Origin of the sequence: Bradyrhizobium sp. 17 (genome assembly GCF_023073515.1) — a bacterium.
Lineage (GTDB): Bacteria > Pseudomonadota > Alphaproteobacteria > Rhizobiales > Xanthobacteraceae > Bradyrhizobium > Bradyrhizobium canariense_D.
Map to the genome: position 1 here is coordinate 230,344 of NZ_JADPJQ010000130.1, position 20,578 is coordinate 250,921.

Annotated in this window: 24 protein-coding genes and 1 pseudogene; 21 read left to right on the forward strand and 4 right to left on the reverse strand. The window is 61.8% G+C overall.

What is annotated here, in order from left to right:
• The first annotated feature begins 31 nt into the window (after positions 1-31).
• Positions 32-652, forward strand: a complete 621-nt coding sequence (locus IVB13_RS37235; protein WP_018459219.1) for a TetR/AcrR family transcriptional regulator — start codon at positions 32-34, stop codon at positions 650-652.
• A 3-nt stretch (positions 653-655) separates the two neighbouring features.
• Here IVB13_RS37235 and IVB13_RS37240 read toward each other — a convergent pair whose 3' ends face one another.
• Positions 656-1,564 (reverse strand): LysR family transcriptional regulator, encoded by a 909-nt coding sequence (locus tag IVB13_RS37240; RefSeq protein WP_085352820.1) that lies wholly within the window; start codon positions 1,562-1,564, stop codon positions 656-658.
• A 101-nt stretch (positions 1,565-1,665) separates the two neighbouring features.
• On the opposite strand from IVB13_RS37240, the gene IVB13_RS37245 reads away from it, so the two are divergent.
• The 17 genes and pseudogenes from IVB13_RS37245 to IVB13_RS37325 all read left to right on the forward strand — a co-directional run bounded on the left by IVB13_RS37245 (position 1,666) and on the right by IVB13_RS37325 (position 15,561).
• The gene (locus IVB13_RS37245; RefSeq protein ID WP_085395918.1) at positions 1,666-3,162 is read left to right on the forward strand and encodes a CoA-acylating methylmalonate-semialdehyde dehydrogenase; all 1,497 of its coding nucleotides are present in this window, start codon (positions 1,666-1,668) and stop codon (positions 3,160-3,162) included.
• 24 nt (positions 3,163-3,186) lie between these two features.
• Complete coding sequence (locus IVB13_RS37250; protein WP_247492511.1) at positions 3,187-4,332, forward strand: isobutyryl-CoA dehydrogenase; 1,146 nt, start codon at positions 3,187-3,189, stop codon at positions 4,330-4,332.
• Positions 4,329-5,396, forward strand: a complete 1,068-nt coding sequence (locus IVB13_RS37255; RefSeq protein WP_247369230.1) for an enoyl-CoA hydratase/isomerase family protein — start codon at positions 4,329-4,331, stop codon at positions 5,394-5,396. The genes IVB13_RS37250 and IVB13_RS37255 overlap by 4 nt, the downstream gene beginning before the upstream one ends.
• A 13-nt stretch (positions 5,397-5,409) precedes the next feature.
• Positions 5,410-6,315, forward strand: a pseudogene (mmsB, locus tag IVB13_RS37260) (3-hydroxyisobutyrate dehydrogenase); the annotation flags it as partial.
• Positions 6,315-8,033 (forward strand): AMP-binding protein, encoded by a 1,719-nt coding sequence (locus IVB13_RS37265; RefSeq protein ID WP_247369233.1) that lies wholly within the window; start codon positions 6,315-6,317, stop codon positions 8,031-8,033. The pseudogene mmsB and the gene IVB13_RS37265, both read left to right, overlap by 1 nt.
• Positions 8,034-8,513, forward strand: a complete 480-nt coding sequence (locus IVB13_RS37270; RefSeq protein ID WP_018459212.1) for a MaoC family dehydratase — start codon at positions 8,034-8,036, stop codon at positions 8,511-8,513.
• Positions 8,514-8,859: 346 nt separating this feature from the next.
• Complete coding sequence (locus tag IVB13_RS37275) at positions 8,860-10,059, forward strand: site-specific integrase (RefSeq protein ID WP_247455971.1); 1,200 nt, start codon at positions 8,860-8,862, stop codon at positions 10,057-10,059.
• Between the two features lie 224 nt (positions 10,060-10,283).
• A complete protein-coding gene (locus tag IVB13_RS37280) occupies positions 10,284-10,640 on the forward strand; it encodes a hypothetical protein (RefSeq protein ID WP_247492519.1) in 357 nt (118 codons plus the stop codon).
• A gap of 97 nt (positions 10,641-10,737) precedes the next feature.
• Positions 10,738-10,974 (forward strand): hypothetical protein, encoded by a 237-nt coding sequence (locus tag IVB13_RS37285; RefSeq protein ID WP_247492521.1) that lies wholly within the window; start codon positions 10,738-10,740, stop codon positions 10,972-10,974.
• Positions 10,920-11,981: a DNA-primase RepB domain-containing protein gene (locus IVB13_RS37290; protein ID WP_247492523.1), complete on the forward strand. Its 1,062-nt coding sequence runs from the start codon at positions 10,920-10,922 to the stop codon at positions 11,979-11,981. The genes IVB13_RS37285 and IVB13_RS37290 overlap by 55 nt, the downstream gene beginning before the upstream one ends.
• A 3-nt stretch (positions 11,982-11,984) precedes the next feature.
• A complete protein-coding gene (locus tag IVB13_RS37295) occupies positions 11,985-12,125 on the forward strand; it encodes a hypothetical protein (protein WP_247492533.1) in 141 nt (46 codons plus the stop codon).
• Entirely contained in the window at positions 12,125-13,714 is a 1,590-nt protein-coding gene (locus IVB13_RS37300) for a hypothetical protein (protein WP_247492535.1), read from the forward strand. The genes IVB13_RS37295 and IVB13_RS37300 overlap by 1 nt, the downstream gene beginning before the upstream one ends.
• Positions 13,715-14,093: 379 nt before the next feature.
• Complete coding sequence (locus IVB13_RS37305; protein WP_247492545.1) at positions 14,094-14,435, forward strand: hypothetical protein; 342 nt, start codon at positions 14,094-14,096, stop codon at positions 14,433-14,435.
• An 80-nt stretch (positions 14,436-14,515) separates the two neighbouring features.
• Positions 14,516-14,674, forward strand: coding sequence for a hypothetical protein (locus IVB13_RS37310; RefSeq protein ID WP_247492547.1), 159 nt, complete (start codon positions 14,516-14,518; stop codon positions 14,672-14,674).
• 51 nt (positions 14,675-14,725) lie between these two features.
• Complete coding sequence (locus IVB13_RS37315; protein ID WP_247455973.1) at positions 14,726-14,992, forward strand: hypothetical protein; 267 nt, start codon at positions 14,726-14,728, stop codon at positions 14,990-14,992.
• Positions 14,993-15,334 (forward strand): hypothetical protein, encoded by a 342-nt coding sequence (locus IVB13_RS37320; RefSeq protein ID WP_247455974.1) that lies wholly within the window; start codon positions 14,993-14,995, stop codon positions 15,332-15,334.
• The gene (locus IVB13_RS37325; protein ID WP_219683869.1) at positions 15,331-15,561 is read left to right on the forward strand and encodes a hypothetical protein; all 231 of its coding nucleotides are present in this window, start codon (positions 15,331-15,333) and stop codon (positions 15,559-15,561) included. Before IVB13_RS37320 ends, IVB13_RS37325 begins: the two co-directional genes overlap by 4 nt.
• Positions 15,562-15,657: 96 nt before the next feature.
• Here IVB13_RS37325 and IVB13_RS37330 read toward each other — a convergent pair whose 3' ends face one another.
• Entirely contained in the window at positions 15,658-15,894 is a 237-nt protein-coding gene (locus tag IVB13_RS37330; RefSeq protein WP_247455975.1) for a hypothetical protein, read from the reverse strand.
• A 434-nt stretch (positions 15,895-16,328) separates the two neighbouring features.
• Here IVB13_RS37330 and IVB13_RS37335 point away from each other — a divergent pair, with 434 nt between their 5' ends.
• Both IVB13_RS37335 and IVB13_RS37340 read left to right on the forward strand, forming a co-directional pair.
• On the forward strand, positions 16,329-17,057 hold the full coding sequence (locus tag IVB13_RS37335; RefSeq protein ID WP_247455976.1) for a Crp/Fnr family transcriptional regulator: 729 nt from the start codon (positions 16,329-16,331) through the stop codon (positions 17,055-17,057).
• A 391-nt stretch (positions 17,058-17,448) separates the two neighbouring features.
• Positions 17,449-17,841 (forward strand): response regulator, encoded by a 393-nt coding sequence (locus IVB13_RS37340; RefSeq protein ID WP_247455977.1) that lies wholly within the window; start codon positions 17,449-17,451, stop codon positions 17,839-17,841.
• Between the two features lie 611 nt (positions 17,842-18,452).
• On the opposite strand, the gene IVB13_RS37345 is transcribed toward IVB13_RS37340, so the two are convergent.
• Complete coding sequence (locus IVB13_RS37345) at positions 18,453-18,665, reverse strand: hypothetical protein (protein ID WP_247492549.1); 213 nt, start codon at positions 18,663-18,665, stop codon at positions 18,453-18,455.
• Positions 18,666-18,997: 332 nt separating this feature from the next.
• Between IVB13_RS37345 and IVB13_RS37350 the strand changes: the two genes are divergently transcribed.
• A complete protein-coding gene (locus IVB13_RS37350) occupies positions 18,998-19,255 on the forward strand; it encodes a PepSY domain-containing protein (protein ID WP_247294906.1) in 258 nt (85 codons plus the stop codon).
• A 313-nt stretch (positions 19,256-19,568) separates the two neighbouring features.
• Here IVB13_RS37350 and IVB13_RS37355 read toward each other — a convergent pair whose 3' ends face one another.
• On the reverse strand, positions 19,569-19,799 hold the full coding sequence (locus tag IVB13_RS37355) for a hypothetical protein (protein ID WP_247455815.1): 231 nt from the start codon (positions 19,797-19,799) through the stop codon (positions 19,569-19,571).
• Between the last annotated feature and the right edge of the window lie 779 nt (positions 19,800-20,578).

The following is a 20,578-nucleotide window of genomic DNA, read 5'->3' on the forward strand; positions in this document are numbered from 1 at the left end:
TAGATGACCCCCGACATCCAATGAGATCCGCATGCGCTATTCCCGGGAACACAAGCAGGAAACCCACGACCGCATCGTGAAGAAGGCTTCCGTGCGGCTGCGCGAAAAGGGCGCCCACGGCATCGGTGTCGCCGACCTCATGAAGGAAGCGGGCCTGACCCATGGCGGCTTCTACGCCCATTTCGATTCCCGCGAGGCGCTGGTGATCGAGGCGTTTGGCTACGCTATGGATCGCTCGATGGAGCACTGGCGCAAGCAATCCGATCAGGTCACGCCGGAGAAGCAGCTCAGTCAGATCGTTGAGACCTATCTCTCCGCGGTGCATCGCGACAACCCCGGTCACGGCTGCTCGATCCCCGCGCTCGGCGCCGAGATCGCCCGAGAGAGCCCGAAGACGCGAAAGGCCTTTGCCGGCAAGCTCGACGAGATGATCGAGATGATCACGGACTTCATCCCGAATCTGCCGCGCAAGGCCGCGCGCAAGCAGGCGATCGCGACGCTGGCGACCATGGCCGGCACCATGTTGCTCGCGCGCATTGCCGGCTCGAGCGAGCTGTCGGATGAGGTGCTGAAGACGGGCAAGGACAGCGCGCTGGACGGCGCGCGGCGTGAGCCGAAGGCTGCGGCGGCGAAAAAGGCGAAGCAGAGCTAGGCTTCAGAGCCCCGCAAACAACGCCCGCTCGCGCTCCACAATCTCGGAAATATAATCCGCCACCGCGCGGATGCGTGCGAGGTCCTTGCTGTCAGCGTGCATCAGCATCCAGAAGGTGCGGGTGATCGAGACCTCTTCCGCCAGCACCGCAATCAGCTGCGGATAGTCGGCCGCCATGAAGTGTGGCAGCACGGCGATACCGAAGCCGGCGAGCGTGGCGTTGAGTTGCGCGATCAGATTGGCGCTGCGCAAGCGTGCGGAGATCTTCGGCGACACCTGCGGCAGATAGTCGAGCTCGGGCGTGAACAAGAGCTCCTCGATATAGCCGACAAAGCGATGCTGCGGCAGCACCTCGCGCGAGGTGATTTTCGGGAAGCGTTCGAGATAGGCGGGCGCGGCATAAAGTCCGAGGCGGTAGTCGAGCAGTTTGCGGCCGACGATGCGGCCTTCCTTCGGCATGGTCAGGCTGATGGCGATATCGGCCTCGCGCTTGGAGAGGCTGAACAGCCGCGCGGTGGCCACCAGTTGCAGGTCGAGATCGGGATACCGGTCGGCGAACTGAGCGAGCCGGGGCGCCAGGAAGGCGGTGCCAAATCCGTCTGGCGCGCCGATCCGCACCGTGCCGGTCAGCCGCGCCACGGAGCCACCGACCTGCTCCTGGTTGGCGACGATGGTCGATTCCATCGCTTCCGCGCTGTCGGCGACGCGCTGGCCGGCCTCTGTCAGCAGGTAGCCGGTCTTGCGCCGGTCAAACAGCTTGGCCGAGAGGTGCTTCTCCAGCCGGTCGACGCGGCGGATCACGGTGGCATGGTCGACGCCGAGCTGTTTTGCCGCAGCCGAAACCGAGCCGCCCCGCACGATGGACAGCACGAAGCGGAAGTCGTCCCAGTCGATAGCGCCTTGATCCAGCATTTTCGCACATCTATGGTGCATTATCTCAGACTTGAATCCTATAAAATGCAGGTCGATAGGATTTGTCAAAGCGTTCAAGCTCGCCTCAAGGAGACCATTCCATGCGTTCAGTCGGACATTTCATTGGTGGCAAGGAGGTCAAGGGCACCTCGGGCCGCACCGCCGACGTTTTCGAGCCGATGACCGGTGACGTTCAGGCCAAGGTGGCGCTGGCGTCCAAGGCCGAGGTTCGCGCCGCCGTGGAAAACGCCCGCGCCGCGCAGCCGGAATGGGCCGCGACCAACCCGCAGCGCCGCGCTCGCGTCATGATGAAGTTCGTCGAGCTGGTGCAGCGCGACTACGACAAGCTGGCCGAACTGCTTGCCCGCGAGCATGGCAAGACCGTTCCTGACGCCAAGGGTGACATCCAGCGCGGCCTCGAGGTCGCGGAGTTCGCCTGCGGCATTCCGCATCTGATGAAGGGCGAGTACACCGAAGGCGCCGGCCCCGGCATCGACATCTATTCGATGCGCCAGGCGCTCGGCGTCGTCGCCGGCATCACGCCGTTCAATTTCCCGGCGATGATTCCGATGTGGAAGTTCGCTCCTGCGATTGCCTGCGGCAACGCCTTCATCCTGAAGCCGTCGGAGCGCGATCCCGGCGTGCCGATGATGCTTGCCGAACTGATGATCGAGGCGGGCCTGCCGCCCGGCATCCTCAATGTCGTCAACGGCGACAAGGAAGCGGTCGACGCCATCCTCGACGATCCCGACATCAAGGCCGTCGGCTTCGTCGGCTCCACCCCGATCGCGCAATACATCTACGAGCGCGCCGCCCAGACCGGCAAGCGCTGCCAATGTTTTGGCGGCGCCAAGAACCACGCCATCATCATGCCGGATGCCGACATGGACCAGGCAGTCGACGCACTGATCGGCGCCGGCTACGGTTCGGCCGGCGAACGCTGCATGGCCGTGTCAGTCGCGGTTCCGGTCGGCAAGGCCACTGCCGACCGCCTGATGGAAAAGCTGGTCCCGCGCGTCGAGAGTCTCAAGATCGGCACCTCGATCGATCCCTCCGCCGATTACGGTCCGCTGGTGACGCGCGAGGCGGTCGAGAAGGTCAAGGGCTATATCGACATCGGCATCAAGGAAGGCGCGACGCTCGCCGTCGACGGCCGCGGCTTCAAGATGCAGGGCTACGAGAACGGCTTCTATCTCGGCGGTTCGCTGTTCGACAACGTCACCAAGGACATGCGGATCTACAAGGAAGAGATTTTTGGCCCCGTGCTCTCGGTCGTGCGCGCGCACGATTACAAGGAAGCGCTGGCGCTGCCGTCGGAGCATGATTACGGCAACGGCGTTGCGATCTTCACCCGCGACGGCGACGCCGCGCGCGACTTCGCGGCCAAGGTCAACGTCGGCATGGTCGGGATCAACGTGCCGATCCCGGTGCCGATTGCGTATTACACCTTCGGCGGCTGGAAGAAGTCGGGCTTCGGCGATCTCAACCAGCACGGCCCGGATTCGGTCCGCTTCTACACCAAGACCAAGACGGTGACCTCGCGCTGGCCGTCCGGCGTCAAGGAAGGCGCGGAGTTCTCGATCCCGCTGATGAAGTAACCGTCGTTGGAGCGAAGCTAACAGATGCAGTTCGCTCTGAACGAGGATCAGATCGCGGTTCGCGACATGGCGTTGGCGTTTGCGGCGGAAAAGATCGCGCCGCACGCGCTGCGCTGGGACGAGGAGAAGCATTTTCCCGTCGAGGTGATGCGCGAGGCCGCCACGCTCGGCATGGGCGGCATCTACATCCGCGAGGATGTGGGTGGCTCCGCCATGACACGGTTCGACGCGGCGCTGATCTTCGAAGCGCTGGCGACGGGCTGTCCGACCACCTCGGCCTTCATCTCCATCCACAATATGGCGTCGTGGATGATCGATGCCTACGGCAGCGACACCCAGCGCCACAAATGGCTGCCCAAGCTCTGCACCATGGAGCTGATCGCGAGCTACTGCCTGACCGAGCCCGGCGCCGGCTCGGACGCGGCAGTGCTCCGCACCCGTGCCGTGCGCGACGGCGATCATTACGTTCTCAACGGCCAGAAGCAGTTCATCTCCGGCGCCGGCGGGACCGATCTCCTGGTCGCGATGGTGCGCACCGGCGGCGATGGCCCCGGCGGCATCTCGACGCTGGTCATCGACGGCAACACGCCGGGCGTCTCGTTCGGCGCCAACGAGCGCAAGATGGGCTGGAACGCGCAGCCGACCCGCGCCGTGATCTTCGAGAACGCCCGCGTGCCGGTCGCCAACCGGCTGAGCGAGGAGGGCGTCGGTTTCAAGATCGCGATGGCAGGCCTCGACGGCGGGCGTCTCAACATCACAGCGTGCTCACTAGGCGGCGCGCAGACCGCGCTCGACAAGGCGCGTTCCTACATGAAAGAGCGCAAGGCTTTTGGAAAACGCCTCGACGAATTCCAGGCATTGCAGTTCCGTCTCGCCGACATGGCGATCGAGCTCGAGGCCGCGCGTACGTTCCTGTGGCGCGCAGCGGCGGCGCTAGACCGCAAGGATCCCGACGCCACGATGCTCTGCGCGATGGCCAAACGCTTTGGCACCGATGCCGGCTTCGAGGTCGCCAACCAGGCGCTTCAGCTGCACGGCGGCTACGGCTATCTCAGCGAATACGGCATCGAGAAGATCGTGCGCGATTTGCGCGTGCACCAGATTCTCGAAGGCACCAACGAAATCATGCGGCTGATCGTGGCGCGCAAATTGATCGAGGGCGCCCGATGAGTGGAGCGGAGGAGGGCGATCTGGTCGCATGGGTCGAAGGCTCGGCCGGATTTATCAGGCTCAACCGCCCCAAGGCGATCAATGCCGTGACGCTGGAGATGTTTCGCGACATCGACAAGGCGCTCGACCGTTTTGAGGCCGATCCCGCCGTTGCCGTGATCGTGCTGGAAGGTGCCGGCGAGCGTGGCTTGTGTGCCGGCGGCGACATCCGTGCGCTCTGGGAAAGTTCGAAGGTCAATGGTGACCTCGGCAAGATCCTGTGGCGGGAAGAGTACATCCTCAACGCCCGGATCAAGAAATTCCCGAAACCTTATGTCGCCTTCATGGACGGCATTGTGATGGGCGGCGGCGTCGGACTCTCGGCGCATGCGAGCCATCGAATCGTGACTGACCGTACGAGGCTTGCGATGCCCGAGGTCGGGCTCGGTTTCTTTCCCGACGTCGGCGGCACTTGGCTGTTGTCACGCTCGCCGGGCGAGATCGGCACTTATTTCGGCCTGACCGGCCAGACCATGAACGGCCCCGATGCGATCCATGCCAGGTTTGCCGACGCGGTGGTATCGGCGGCCAAATGGCCCGAGTTGCGCGACGCGCTGACCAAAGTTCGCCAGGGCGTCACCGCGGCCGATGTCAGCAAGCTCATCAACGGTTTTGCGACCAGGGAGATCGCGGGGCCGGTCGCCGCAAAGGAGCCGGCGATCGACGCACTGTTCGGCTTCGACCGCATGCAAGACATTTTTGCCGCGCTCAAGCGCGACGGTTCCGAGTTCGCGCTGGCGACGTTGAAGACGCTCAACGAAAAATCGCCGCGCGGCATGGTGGTGACGCTCAAGCTGCTGCGGCTCGCGCGCACCGCGTCGAGCCTGGAAGAATGCCTGGTGCGCGAATATCGGGCTGCGCTGGAAGTCTTCCGCAGCGACGACTTTCGCGAAGGCGTGCGCGCCGCCGTGATCGACAAGGACCGCAATCCGACCTGGTCGCCGTCGCGAATCGAGGACGTCACGCCGGACATGCTTGCGCACTATCTCGCCGAGATCGGCGCCGACGAATTGAAGTTCAACTAACAACGTCTTTCAAGCGGAGGAAACCAAGATGGCCACGATCGCATTCATCGGTCTCGGCAACATGGGCGGCCCCATGGCCGCCAATCTGGTCAAGGCCGGCCACAAGGTCGTCGCTTTCGACCTCGCCGAGGCCTCCCGCAACCAGGCCAAGGCCGACGGTGCCGGCATCGCAGAGAGCGCTGCGGGCGCCGTGAAAGGTGCCGATGTGGTCGTCACCATGCTGCCGGCCGGCAAGCATGTGCTCGGCGTGTGGGGCGAGGTCGTTCCCGCGATGACCAAGGGCGCGTTGATCATCGACTCCTCCACCATAGACGTCGAGAGCGCGCGGCAGGCGCATGCGCTCGCGGCCAAGCACGGCGTGCTTTCGGTCGACGCGCCGGTGTCCGGCGGCACCGGCGGAGCCAAGGGTGCGACGCTCACCTTCATGTGCGGCGGCGAGGACAACGCGTTTGCAGCGGCAAAGCCCGTGCTGGAGAACATGGGCAAGAAGATCGTGCATTGCGGCGGTGCCGGCGCGGGCCAGGCGGCAAAAATCTGCAACAACATGATCCTCGGCATTTCCATGATCGCCGTGAGTGAGGCGTTCGCGCTGGCCGAGAAGCTCGGGCTCTCGCACCAGGCGCTGTTCGACGTCGCCTCGACCTCGTCGGGCCAGTGCTGGTCGCTGACGACCTATTGTCCGGTGCCCGGGCCGGTGCCGACCTCGCCCGCCAACAACGACTACAAGCCGGGCTTTGCCTCGGCACTGATGGTGAAGGATCTGACACTGGCGCAGGACGCCGCCAAGGCCGCCGGCGCGGCGACGCCGCTCGGCAAGCATGCGCAGGAAATCTATCAGGCCTTTGACGCAGCCGGCCAGGGCGGGGTGGATTTTTCCGGAATTATCGAGCACGTTAGGGGGCTGGCCGGGAAAGCCTAATGACGATATTTCAGGAAGCGCGCGCGTTTCTGCTTCACAACCGCACGGACTATGAGACAGCGGTCAAGGGCTTCCGCTGGCCGGATCCGATTCCCTTCAACTGGGCGCTCGACTGGTTCGATGCCGAGCTAGCGGCGAATGCGGACAGCAAGGATCGTCCTGCGCTCTGGATCGTCGATGCCGCGCAGGATCGGCAGACCAAGCTCTCGTTCGGGGCGTTGTCGCGCCGCTCCAACCAGGTCGCCAACTTCCTCCGCGCGCAAGGCTTGAAGCGCGGCGATCATCTCCTGCTGCTGCTCGGCAATGTCGTTCCGCTGTGGGAGACGATGCTGGCCGCGATCAAGCTCGGCGTCGTCGTGATTCCCGCGACGACGCTGCTCACCGCCGACGAGCTGCGCGACCGGCTCGATCGCGGCAAGGCAAAGGCGGTGGTGGCCGCGCAGGACCAGGTTGCGAAGTTCGCAAGTCTTGGCGCTGATAATATCGTCCGCATCGTCGTGGGCGAGGCCTCCGATGGCTGGCTTTCCTATGATGACGCCGCAAGGGCGTCGGAGAGCTTTGCAGCCGACGGCCCGACCAACGCTGACGACCCGATGCTGCTCTATTTCACCTCGGGCACCACGGCAAAGCCGAAGCTGGTGCGGCACAGCCAGCGCAGTTATCCCGTCGGCCATCTCTCGACCATGTATTGGATCGGGTTGAAGCCCGGCGACGTCCATCTCAACATCTCCTCGCCCGGTTGGGCCAAGCACGCCTGGAGCTGTTTCTTTGCGCCGTGGAATGCGGGCGCGACCGTCTTTGTGGTCAACCAGCCGCGCTTCGACGCCAAGGGGCTGCTTGCCACCATTGGCCGCTGCGGCGTCACCACGCTGTGCGCGCCGCCGACGGTGTGGCGGCTGTTCATCCAGGAGAATCTTGCGTCGTTCAAGGTGGCCTTGCGCGAGGTCTGCGGCGCCGGCGAGCCCCTCAATCCTGAAGTGATCGAGCAGGTGCAGGCCGCCTGGGGCCTCACCATCCGCGACGGGTACGGCCAGACCGAAACCACGGCGCTGGCCGGCAACTCGCCGGGGCAAAAGATCAAGGTCGGCTCGATGGGCCGGCCGCTGCCGGGCTATCGCGTGCAGGTCAGCGACGCCGATGGTCATCCGGCCAAAGAGGGCGAGGTGGCTCTAGTGCTCGGCGAAAACCGCCCCGCCGGCCTGATGCAGGGCTATCAGGGCGACGACGGTGGGCTGTCCGGCGCCGAAGGCGAGCTTTATCGCAGCGGTGACGTCGTGTTCGAGGATGACGATGGCTATCTCACTTTCGTCGGCCGCTCCGACGACGTATTCAAATCCTCCGACTATCGCATCAGCCCGTTCGAACTCGAGAGCGTGTTGCTCGAGCACGAGCTCGTCGCGGAAGCTGCCGTGGTGCCGAGCCCGGACCCGATCCGGCTCGCGATCCCCAAGGCCTATGTGCTGCTGACATCCGGTGCGGAGCGTTCGCCGGAGACGGCGCTCTCCATCTTCAGGCATCTGCACACGCGCCTTGCACCGTTCAAGCGCATCCGGCGCCTCGAGATCGTCACGGAGCTGCCGAAGACGATCTCGGGAAAGATCCGCCGCGTTCAGCTGAGACGGCTGGAGCGTGACGACGACCGCAATGATGCCCTGCGCGGCCGGGAATTCCGCGAAGAGGACTTTCCGGAGCTGCCGAAAACACGGAGTGAGACCTAAGTGAACGAAGTCTGGAAGAAGCCGCCGATTTCCTTGGACGCCTATCAGGCCATGGTTGGCAAGGAGATCGGCGTGTCGTCGTGGCACCTGGTCGATCAGCCCCGCATCGACACCTATGCCGACGTGATCGAGGATCACCAGTTCATTCACGTCGACCCGGAGCGTGCGAAGAACGAGACGGCGTTCGGCACCACCATCGCGCACGGCTTCCTGACGATGTCGCTGCTGTCGATTATGTCCTACGAGGTGATGCCCGTCATCGCGGGCACCACGATGGGGGTCAATTACGGTTTTGACAAGCTGCGTTTCATCTCGCCGGTGCGCTCGGGCAAGCGCGTTCGGGGCCGTTTCGTGCTGGCGGAAGCCAAGCTGCGCAAGCCGAATGAATTGCAGTCGCGCACCAACGTCACCGTGGAAATCGAAGGCGAGGACAAGCCCGCGCTGGTCGCGGACTGGCTCGGGTTGATCTATTTCGCCTGAGTGGGCCGTCGCTGCCGGGCTTGACCCGGCAGCCCATCGCTGCTCAAAAGTTGTCCAAATCGGTGCGCTCGAACCCTCTCCCTCGCGAGAGAGGGTGGCGAAATCGAGCGGAGCGAGATGAAGCCGGGTGAGGGGTATCTCTCCACACGCTCATCTGCCGAGACAGATCCCTCATCCGGCGCTTCGCGCCACCTTCTCCCACAAGGGGAGAAAGTCAATTCCATACAGCTCCACACAGCTCCACGCAACTCCGCTAACCGATTGTGATTGCTGATCTTATCTCTATTGCGCTACAATGGGCTCCATACTCCTGCACCCCCATTTTGGGGACATTTCGAGGGACACCATGGCCCGCCGCATCCGCTCTTCATTTCTGGAGAACCGTACTGCGCGCTTGAAACTCGCGACACGTAAGAAGCCATACACCGCGCTGATCGCGCCCGGCATCTTTCTCGCATATCGTCGCAACACTGGTCCCGGCACGTGGTCGGTGAAGTGCCATGGCTGGCTCAAGCGGTTCGGTCTCGCCGATGACCACGAAGACGCCAACGGCGAAAGCGTCATGTCATATTGGCAAGCGCTGGAGCACGCCAAGATGTTGGCGCGAGCCGGCGAAGGCAACACCGAGCAGCCGATCAGTGTCGCCGAGACCATCAATGCATATGAAGCCGATCTCGAAACTCGCGGCGGGCGCAAATACAACGCCACCCAGCTCCGCCTGCATCTGACCGACGCCTTGAAGAGCAAGGCGGTCGCACTGCTGACCGAGCGGGAGCTGCGCGACTGGCGCGCCGGCCTGGTCAAGGCCGGCCTGAAGCCCTCATCCGCCGATCGCATCGGGCGTTCGCTGAAAGCCGCGCTGGCGCTGGCTGCCAGGAACGACAAGCGCGTCACCAATGCCGCCGCATGGAAGAATGGGCTCAGGAAGCTGCCCGACAGCGAGATCGCTCGCAACGCGATCCTGCCCGATCAAACCGTCGCCGCGCTGGTTACCGGGTCGTATGATGAGGATCGTGGCTTCGGCTTGCTGATCGACGTTCTGGCCGAGACCGGCGCTCGTGAAAGTCAGGTGTTCAAGCTGACCCCGGCCGATTTGCAAGACCATCTGACCGCGCCGCGCTTGATGGTGCCAACCAGCAGGAAGGGCAAGAACCGCAAGATCGAATATCGGCCTTTGCCGATCTCTCCGCGATTGGCAAAGGCTCTTCGGACGCAGGCTGAAGGCCGGTCTCCGCATGCAGCGCTGTTCGACAAGATGTGGAACCTTGCCACGCTGTTCAGCCCGGTAGTCGAACGTCTCGAACTCGGAACCGAGGTGACGCCGTATGCGCTGAGGCATTCATCGATCGTTCGGCAGTTGCTCAAGGGCGTGCCCACCCGCGTGGTCGCCGCTCATCATGACACGTCGGTTGCGATGATCGAGAAAAACTATAGCCGGCACATCATCGGCGATCCGAGCGAGGCGCTGACGCGGGCGACGCTGCTCGACTTCGCGGCGCCGACAAGCTCGGCAGATGTCGTTCCACTCGAACGGTGGGCGTCGTGAAGTTCGCCGCCTGAGCAACACAGAAAAAATAGTTCTCGAATAGCCGGTGGACGATAAGCGATCCAAATCAAGCATTTGCCGAGCCAAATGCAACCAGCATAGGCGGGAACTATTTCCTCTAGTTTTAGTGGGCTAGACTCCGCTCTCGTCTTAAGCATTCTCAGACAGCCGCTCCAGCACCTGACGCCCAAATTCCCCTGTCAGAACCAAAAGGATTTCGGCGCATGTCAAAAATGAAGGCCCCGCCATCTGGCGTGGTTGCTGACCTCGCTGCGAGGCCGGGGGAGTTCGAACGCTGGTCCACCAAGGCGATCGCTGCCGTCAGAGAACGATTAGCCCGCGCCGACTATAACTTCGGGGCCAAGCCAGCCCGGAACTTCGGGGCCAAGCCAGCCCGGCAGACGCAACAAACGCGAATTCGGGACCTGCTGCCCATCGCGTTTCCGCCGGATGGTCGTCCGCCGAGCGACCTCAGTCTTAAGGCCATCAAAGCCGCTCTGAAGCCGGTATTTGAAAAGAACGGATTGAAAGAACCATCAACCGACAGCATTGCACGCGCGCTCGGCCGTCGGAGCAGTTGAAGACAACACGCAAATACGCATGCGTGTTTGCGTGCTGGCCTAGAACTGCACCCCGCTCCACAGTCCTCCTCATCGCTTATCAAACAGGGAGGACATCATGGCAGCGATTGCCATTGGCAACACGGAGCCGGTCTCGCGCGCAGCTTATTCAATCCCGGAATTTTGCAAGGCGCACCGCATCTGCGAAGCCTTTTACTACAAGCTCCGCAACGCCGGTCTCGGCCCGCGCGAGATGCGGGCCTTTCGCAGGGTGACCATCAGCATCGAAGCGGCGACCGATTGGCGCCGGGCGCGCGAGCATGCGCCCCAGGCGACCGAAAACTCGCCGGCCTAGCCATAGAAAAGCGGCCCGCCACAGGCCGCCTCCCCATCATCCTCTCACGGATTTTTGGAATGTACCTCACTGATACAACGGCGCCCGCGTGTGCGCAAGCCAGCAGCACGAACCCGAAGGCCATCGGCCCGATCGACTTCCTCAAGGCATTCTTCGCCTACGCGGTCGAGCCGATTTACATCTGCTCATTTTCGAATGAGCGGAACGACGAGACGCAACCCGGCGAGCGCCACGTCAGCACGCGTGCGCCGGCGCGTATCAAGTCGTTCATCGACAATTGGGACAAACCGGCTCGCGGCGGGTTCTTCTGTGTCGGCACGGTGAAGGCCGGCACCAAGCGCAACAAGACCAACGTTGTCGAGACAATCGGCCTGCACGCCGACATCGACTTCAAGAATGTCGATCTGCTCGGCGCCGACCCGCTCAGTGATGTGCTGCGCCACCTTGCGCGACTGCGCATCCTGCCGAGCATCACCGTGTCGTCGGGTAACGGCGTTCACGCCTACTGGTTGCTGACGGAGCCGGTGGATACGCAACAGCATATCGAGCGTATCGAGGCCGTGCTGCGCCAGCTCGCGGACATCGTTGCCGGCGATCTCACGGTGTGTGAGGTCTCGCGCGTGATGCGCCTCCCGGGATCCCACAACACCAAGGAAAGAGCCTGGAAGGAAGTTCAAGTCAAAGACTTCCATCCCGATCGCCGCTACGAATTCGATGACATTGAGGAGTGGCTGAGTGAGCAGTCGCCGGTCATGCTGCGCCGTAGCCGCGAGCACGCAAAGCCGGCTGACGAGTATATGGCTGCCCAGGAGCCCTCGCCGGCCCGCGAACTCGATTTTTTTGCTGAGTATGCCAAGCGCGTCGGTTTCAAGCCGCGTGTCGATGTCGAGCAGCGTCTGCGTGCCATGATGTACATGGCTGGTGGCGAGAATGCGATCCACACCACGCAGCTCTCGGTCACGGCATCGCTCCTGAATGCCGGCGTGCCGATCGAGGAGGTTGTCTAGCGTGTGCTGATCGCCACGCGGGCCGGGGCGGGCGAATACGGCGCGCGCTGGAACTGGCGTCGTGAGGAGCGCAAGGTTCGTAGCATGTGCACGACTTGGCTGAAGAAGCATCCACGGCGCAACCGCAAGCCGGAGGCGCGCTGATGAGCAGCACAACCGACAAAGGCAACGTCGTGGAGTTCCCGCGCGCTGTTGGCGTCCCCAAGGGCGAGCTTCACGCCTTCGTGGGAAATGCCGTACTCGACTATATGCACTCGCAGGGCGAGACCTTGATCAACGGAAAGGACGGCGCATGGCTCTATTCGCGCGGTGTTTGGGAGCTGCGTACCGACATCGACGCATGGCTCGGCATGCGCGTCGAAAAGGTGTGTGAAGGCTTAGATATCACCAACACGAACAAGTTGACCGGAGAGGTTCGCAATCGGATTTTGCGTAGCCCCGAGCTGTGGCGTGAGGGCAAGATGCCGTGGGACCAGCACGGCAAAATCCCGACGCGCTCCGGCCTGATCGATCCCAAGACCGGCGAACTGGAGCCGGCGCGCCCGGATCACTTCTGTACGTGGCGCGTCGAGGTCGACTACCAGCCCGGCGAGAAGTGTCCGTGGTGGGAGAGGATGATCGCCGATATGTTCGGCGACCGCGATGAGACCGAGCAGCGCGCGCTTGTTGGCGTCGTGCAGGAGTGCATGGGCGCCGCCCTGATCGACAAGAAGCCGCGCGCTCTCTCGAAGGCGTGCGTGTTTTGGGGCATCCAGAACCGGGCCAAGTCCGGCTTGCTCGATGTCGTGACGGGCTTATTCGGCGGCAATCCCATCAGCGCAGGCATCGGCACCATCGAGGGCACGCACGGCCTGATGCCGTTCCAACGCCGGGCGCCGTGGATTCTGCACGAGGCATTCGGCGGCCAGTGGCATTTCTCGTCAATGGTCAAAGCGATCATCACCCAGGAGCCGGTGACTATCAACGTGAAGAACGGTCCGGTGTTGAGCCGGATCGTGCGCGCGCCGATCTTCTGGGCGACCAACTTCCAGCCGCAGTTCAAGGAGTCGACCAGGGCGATCGTCGACCGCATGATCGTCATCGAGGTCACTCGGGCGTTCGTCGAGAGCCAACCCATCGGCGCCGCCGCCGAAGCCATCAAGCGTGGCTTCAGCAAGCCCGGCGAGTTCGTCATCGCGACCGAGCTGCCGGGCGTGTTGAACTGGGCCATGGCAGGCCTGCGGAGGGCGCTGGAGCGGGGTTCGATCGAGCTGACTTCCGGCATCAAGAAGACCGCTGACGCGATCCATCGCGACAGCAACCTCGTCGCCGGCTTCTTGGATGAGTGCATCGGCTATGACCGGAACGCCCGAATTCGGACGACCGACTTCTGTTTGGCCCACTCGGCCTGGTTCCTGGAGATGAAGGGCGAAGACCGTCGTCTCCCGAGCAATGACAGCATCGGCAAGGCCCTGAGAGCCATTGGCGATCCTCGTATCGGCATGGATGTCGAGGAGATGCGGGACAACACCAGCCGGTTCTACTGCGGCATCGCGCTGAACAAGGCCGGGCTCCAGTATCACCTCACGGCGTTCGAGAGCCGGCTGTTTGAGGGGAAGGTCGCCACCGCCACGGCGCCGGATCGCGAGGTCAACTCGCTGATCCCGCCGTCCTGGAACGTCAAGAAGAGCGTCATCGGGATGCGTGAACATCATCGCGACAGTGACGCGAAGGAAGAGATCGATGACGAGTGAATTCAAATCGGTGAAATGCAGCTCCACGTGTCACGACGACGTGTCACTTTACGCTGCCGTGTCACTCGACCGCGATGACACGTGACACGAGAGGACGATCGCAGAGGTCGAGTGTCACGAGGCGTGTCACGACCGAAGCGACTTAAGACGTTGGAGTTTTCGCGATCAGTGACACTAGTGACACTAGGAGGATCAATAGAAGGGAGAGCTGTGAAGAGGTCGGAAACAGGTGGGTTACAAGCAATCTGGAGGGAAAGAGAATTTCCGGTGTCACTCGCGTCACGTGTCACTGGCGTGGTCGGAGAAGCGGCTGCGGCCAGCGTCGAGGCGTCGGCCGTCGGCGGCACGCGGCAAAAGGTTCTTCCTGGATGCCGGCGCCATGCGGGTCGCGCGGCCGCGCCCGGGTTGGCTTGGTGAGATCGCCGATGAACTCGAACAGACGCCCAAGGAGCTGGACGCGAAACGCGAGCTGATCGAGGTGCAGCCCACGCTTGACGCCAAGCAACCGTATTCGCGGACTGCCTTTGAACGGCTGCGTGATCTGTACGGCCTCGCGCGGGGCGCAGCGGAACGAAAGCCGGTGACACCGGGGGGTATGTTCAAACATGGCCCAGCAAGGCCCCAGAACCGCACCGGCTGGGGCGCTTGCACTGGGACCAAATTCCTAAACGGGGGTTCCATCTGGCACGGCATTTTAGAGCACCCACAGGTTCAAAAGTGAGAACCAAGCCGAACACTCGTGCACCTACGGCAGCCGCCCAGCGCATGCGGGAACACCGCTCACGCCAGGCGATCGGTGCCGTGCGCATCGCGATCGATCTCGACGGGAACGACGTGGATTGGCTTCGCAGCCAGGGCGGGCTGCTGGAATGGGATGAGGGAGATCGGAATGAACTCTCAAAAGCTTTGAAGCGAGCACTGCAGAAACTGCACCGCAAGTTACAGCGTAACGAAGGTTGAGGTCGCGATCTGCTATTTGAAGGTCGACTTCGAAATAATGAGGAGACGACAATGGTCGTCAAGTTATCAGCGACGGACCTAGAAACTGGCCGCCGTTTGGCTGCCCGCAAGAGGGGTCGTTCGGTGGTTCGCATTTTGCCGGAAGCCGATGATTTGGTTGCCATCAATCGGATAACCAAGCAAATCCGCGAACTGCTCTGGCGCCGCGATAATCCTGGCACCATGCGCGCGTGTCGCACGCTGGTCCGCGAGCAAGCTCGGCTGTCGCTTGCGTATGAGCGACGCCATGGGAAGGCCCCCAACATCAAGCACGTGTAAATGACGAACGTCCCAACTCTCGAAGAGCGCCGTGCGATCGAAGCGCAGGTTTCGCCCCAGCGGCGAGCCGAGATCGAAGGCCTCGTCAAATCGCTGGCACCAGTGATCGGCGATTTCGTGCTGAAAGCAACCGCGCCGTTGAAAAACCGGATCAAGGAACTCGAGTCGCGCGCGACGCTGCGCTACTTGGGCATTTGGGATGCATCGCGGACATATCCGCCGGGGTCCTTCGTCACACATGCGGGCTCGATTTGGCATACCGACGCGCAAAACTCCGGCATTCGGCCGGGTGAAGGCGGAAATTTTTGGCGACTGGCTGTGAAGCGCGGAGGCTCGAAATGACGTTCGAAGAGGCACAGCAATTGTTTATCGATCGTCGGAACGAGGCATTGGTCAAGCATGGAAATTACCTGCTGCTCGACAAAGGCATGAGCGTTGATGATGCGGCATTTCGCAAATCGATGCTGCGCTATGCCGGTGATCTCGAAGAGTGGCGCATGTGGGCAACGCAGGAGGTCGCCATCCGCGCGTTCGGTGCGACGACGGCGCAATCGACGGAACGACACTAGATGCATCCCTCGCACGTCTTCAGGAACGGCAGCAAAAGCAACCGAATGGATGGCGACAGTGGCGGCGGCGTCATCGGTTGTTGCGGCGGCTCTGACTCAGTGGCTTGTCCGGATAGCCAAATGGGATCGGGCTTTTGCTTGCTGTTCGCGGAAAGCAACGGCGAAAACACGCAGCCCTGGCACGGAAAGTTGGTTGTTTTCGTCTACAAAGCCACGGCGTCGAAGACCCTCAACAACCACCGGATCATCGTATCGCGTTGAGCCGCCGCCGAACAACTTGATCAGCAGCCTTTGTTCAAACCTATCCAAGTCGTCCCAGTTCGCATCGGCCATAGTAGTCCGCCCTGTCTGTTGGGCTATCCACGCTGCGCGCGAGTCAATGCTTAGTAACGGGACGTGATTCGGGCGGCTTGGTGGCGGGGGCATCGTTTGTCCATTGGTCAACGACGCACCGACCGCATGGGGAGGCCCGTATAGAGATCAAAAAACCGAAAAAGTGGCATCGATGTAGGTGTCGCCTTGTCCCGCGTGCGGTCCTGGCGGTCGGCGTTAGCGATTGATGCAATCTGCGGTACTTTCTTAACCTGGATCAATGGGCTCGCGCTTAACTAACCAAAGCGACTGAAGTCGCAGGACCGGTTTCATTCCTGATAAGTTATTGTCTATGCCCGGCAGATACCATTGGGCGCCGGCGCTGAGAGTTCAAGCGACTCCCGCCTATCAGGCCGGAGTGGCTGTCGTCATTCAGGTCGCATGAGGGTGATCCGATGCCGGCAAATCTTGCGTCAGCGCTCATTACGAAACTCGCTGTATCGAACCACCTGGATGGCGAAGACATCCGCGCCATTCAGAGCCTGCGGATTCGTGAGCGGCATCTTGGCGCCCGTGAAATCATCGTGGCGGACGGCAGTCGTCCCGGCGAGTGCTGTCTGATCGTTGAGGGATTTGCCTCGCGGTCGAAAACCACGGCCGACGGAGAGCGACAGGTCCTGTCCTTGCATATTCCCGGCGACATACCTGACCTTCAAAGCCTTCACCTCGGGATCATGGACCATGATCTGGTCAGCCTCTCGCCTTGCACGCTTGGGTTCATTTCGCATGCCGAACTGACGGAGGTGACGGCACGACAGCCGAAGCTGGCCGCTGCCTTGTGGCGAGAGACCTTGATCGATGGTTCTATCTTCCGCGAATGGATCGTGAATGTGGGGCGGCGAGCCGCGCTGCAGAGAATGGCTCACCTGTTGATCGAAGTGCACGAGCGACTTGAAGCAATCGGACGCACTCGCGGCGGGGAGTTTAGCTTGCCCATCACTCAAATTGATCTTGGCGATTGTTTGGGACTTTCAGTGGTCCATACGAACCGTACCCTTCAAGCTCTGCGTGGTGAACGGTTGGTGGAAACGGACAAGTCCGGCTTCAACTTGCTCGACCAGGAACGCTTGAAAGAGCTGGCAGGATTCGATCGGACCTATCTACATCTGACGCCAAGCAGTTAAAAATCAAAGCCTGCGGATAAGTTCCGGGTAGATCGAGAAGCGCATATCTTTTGATACAACTTGGTGGTTGGTGGTCGGCTAGGCTCGCGCCCATGTGCCAACATTCACTTTGCACGGAAACCCCAAATTGCCCATCCTGCGATGTCGCAATGCGATGGTTCAGGTCCGAACTGGTTCGTTACCCGACAGGATCGGTAATGGTCCACGAGTTTATATGCGCGAGTTGCGGCCACGCGGAATACGCCGACCGCTACCTTCTCACCAGGCGTGGCGCCCTCGGCCGTCTTAGCAAGCCGCCCAAGATCAGTTGACGCTATGCCCCTGCGGCTTAGTTTCAGGCGCGGAACTTATGTGCACTTGGGAGCAGTAGTGCGGTCGGAGGCAAGGGTAAGTGGAAAATACTCTATTGCTGATCCTTGTGGTTGAGGACGAGCGATTGATTCAAGAGTTGGTTGAAGCCGCCCTTACGGAAGGTGGATTTGAAACGGAGATTGTTGGCTCCGGCGAGGAAGCGATCACGCTGCTTCAAGACGATGCGGCGAACTATCGCGCGCTGCTTACCGACATTCACTTGAAAGGCACGCTCACCGGCTGGGAAGTTGCCAAGCGAGCCAGAGAGATCAATCCAGAGATGCCCGTGGTCTACATGACTGGGGCTGCAGCTGATCAGTGGCCGTCTCACGGCGTACCGAACAGCGTTCTCTTGAACAAGCCGTTCGCGCCCGCGCAGGTGGTTACGGCAGTGTCTCAACTGCTCAACCAAATCCCGCCTTCGCACTCATAGCGGACCTGGAAAGCCCCCGCGCCCCTGAAGGGAGTGGACCGTTAGGTCCGGTGGCCCATCGCTATCGTTGGGGCGGTGCCGCTACATGTCGGCTCAGAGCGGTAGACCGGAAGTTTGCAGTTGAGCACTAGACCGACGCTTTTGACCCACAGCAGTCGCTTGCGGTGCTCATTCACTTGGGATTTCAGCTCTTCGCCCATGCGGACACCCGCGCCCTTGTTCGGTCGGCTGCAATCGCAGCGTCTAAACCTTCGTATGTAGTTCTTTAGTCGGATTTGACGTGCACTGAGAAATCCAAATCGGTAAGCATGCGCTCGGGACATGTGGGCGGGTGTGGATGATCAGGGCAGCACGGCAAAGCTCTGAAGAGTGCCGCAAACTCGCGGCTGAATATCGAGCACTCGCCAACATTGAAGGTACGACAAAGCGGGTCGCCAACCTGCTTTTAAACGTGTCCCGAACCTACGCTGGCCTTGCCACTACCCTCGATTTGCTTGAACAGGTCCAGAACGAGGAGGCACAACGGCTCTCGCACCAGCGTAGGTCAGAGCCACCGGAACCATAGGTGTGCTTTGTTCCGCATCAGCCGGTAAGCCGCGTGGCCGCTCCGTCTATTCCAGCACATCCGCCCTCGGCCTAGGATGCACCCGCGCATCGACCAAGACCTCAGTGATAGCATCTCGGAGGCTGTCGCGATCGAGGATGCGGAGCAGCCGGTCGACGGTGGTCCCGGCATCGCAGTCGCGCGTGAGATAGTCGGCCAGCGCGATCATGGCGTCGTCATAGCTCTGCTCGATCTTCTCGGCGGGGGTCAGGCACGCCATGCTCAAGCAACTCCACGTAGTGGAAGCGCCAGTTGGACCGCAAAGGGCCGGCTAGCATTCGCTTCGATGAAGGCCCTCTGTGAGGGCCATCCTTGATGCGACCTCAGCTTGTCGCAAATAGTATTCCGCTGACGGCACGCCGCTATCTCCCAGGCCCGAATGCGGAATGACTCGCGAGAGCGGTATCCGTTCCGTATTTTGTGCAAAAAGGCACACAGCGGGTTGGTTCCGCGCAGCAGAAGCCGAACTGGGCACGGCCACTTTTTGCAGCAAACCGTGAGGCAACGAATATCCGCTCGCCTCGTTGGAGGTGATCCAGATAGGAGATCACTATGCGCAAACTCGCCGCAGCCGCCTTGGCCTCGATCTTGTTGGCTCCGCCATTCGCCTATGCTGATCAGCCTGGGCCAGATTGGATGCCGATGGACCAGGTCATGGCGAAAGTTAAGCAATCTGGCTATTCGCAGGTCACGAAGCTGGAAGCCGATGATGGCCGATGGGAGGGTGAAGGCATCAAGGACGGCAAGAAGATGGATTTCCATGCCGATCCAAGGACTGGTCAGATCACCTCAGAGAAACAGGACGATTGACGCCGTGACAGGCCGCCAACTCACGGGGCCTTACTCTCTTCGTGCGGGCAGCACGCCAGCGGCTACGGTGGGCTCGCTTCCGGGCCTGACGGCGCCGCGCTTGCCCGCATGCCTTGCAGACGAAGCGCGGCTCAAGATCGCAGAGCCTGACTTCGTCTGGCCACTGGCCAGACCGTTCGCAGCGTAAGTCCGCTTGCGCCGGCCTTTGCGCATAGGCATCGCGAATTAGGGCGGCGGAAATCAGTTCGGAACGGCGCCGAGCTACTGCTGGTCCTGGGTGTGGACAGAGGCCGCCAACTGAGGCGGCCTTAATTCATCTTGTGGCGGAGTTTCTGCTGTAGCCCTTCGCATATTCCTCAGCGACTAGCCGAGCTTCGGCCGTGCGTCCGATTTGCTCAGCGCTTCGCGCGAGGTCGTCGTAGTTCTTGGCAACACTGCGAAGCGCATCTCGCGTTTCGGGGTACTCGCAGTTGTCTGCCTTGGCGCGAAACTCCTCCGCGCGAGCCCGCCAGTATTTCGCCGAGTGCATGCGCTCGATGCCCATGGCCAATCCCCTGATATGGTCCTTCCTTGGGTAACGGGTTGTAGCGGTCCCGGCCCACTGATGCGGTCTTACTACTCGATGCGGTTTCGATCCCAGACGTCCCTGATCTCATAGACGACAATCATCAAGGTCGTGAGCACCACGACAGGCGCGGCTAACGTTGCCATGATCGTAAGCATCTCTGCAGGTTCCCCAGCAACAATGCTCGAAACACGCAGACCGTCCTTTTGTTCCAAAAATGAAACCCGGTCCCTGCGATCAACCGGCCTGCTAGTTCGGAAACAGGCCAGCCGCCCCGTGCCATGAGAACGGAAGCCGAATTGGGCACGAAGGGTCTCCGCCAAGGGCGACAATTCTCCGGGGCGGCACTGAGCCCACAGCAGTCGGATTTGCGCGCAACCGAACCTTACTTGCGCAGCGCCAAGCAAGTGTAGAGACGCGATCACTTGTTCTGACCGGCTGGCCCGAACGCGCCTCCTTGCAGAAGATCAAAACTAGGGTCGATGACTATGCCTCGACTGGATATTGTAGCCGAACGACCTTCTGTCGGGCTGCTGAGGTTATGAGGCTTGCGGCGGCATGTCCGTCGGGGCCTCACCCAAGCTGCGAGCGGATCGGCTCCGCTCCTATTCCCGTGCGCAGACAACTTACGTTTCTCGCGGTCTAGCGGCGGCTCGCGCCGACATAGTGACGCGGCGCTCAGGCTTGTGCGCGAGATCAGCCGCGCGTTTGGCGCGTAGGCCGGCATTGCATCGCGGAAGCGCTCGCCCGCTTGTTCT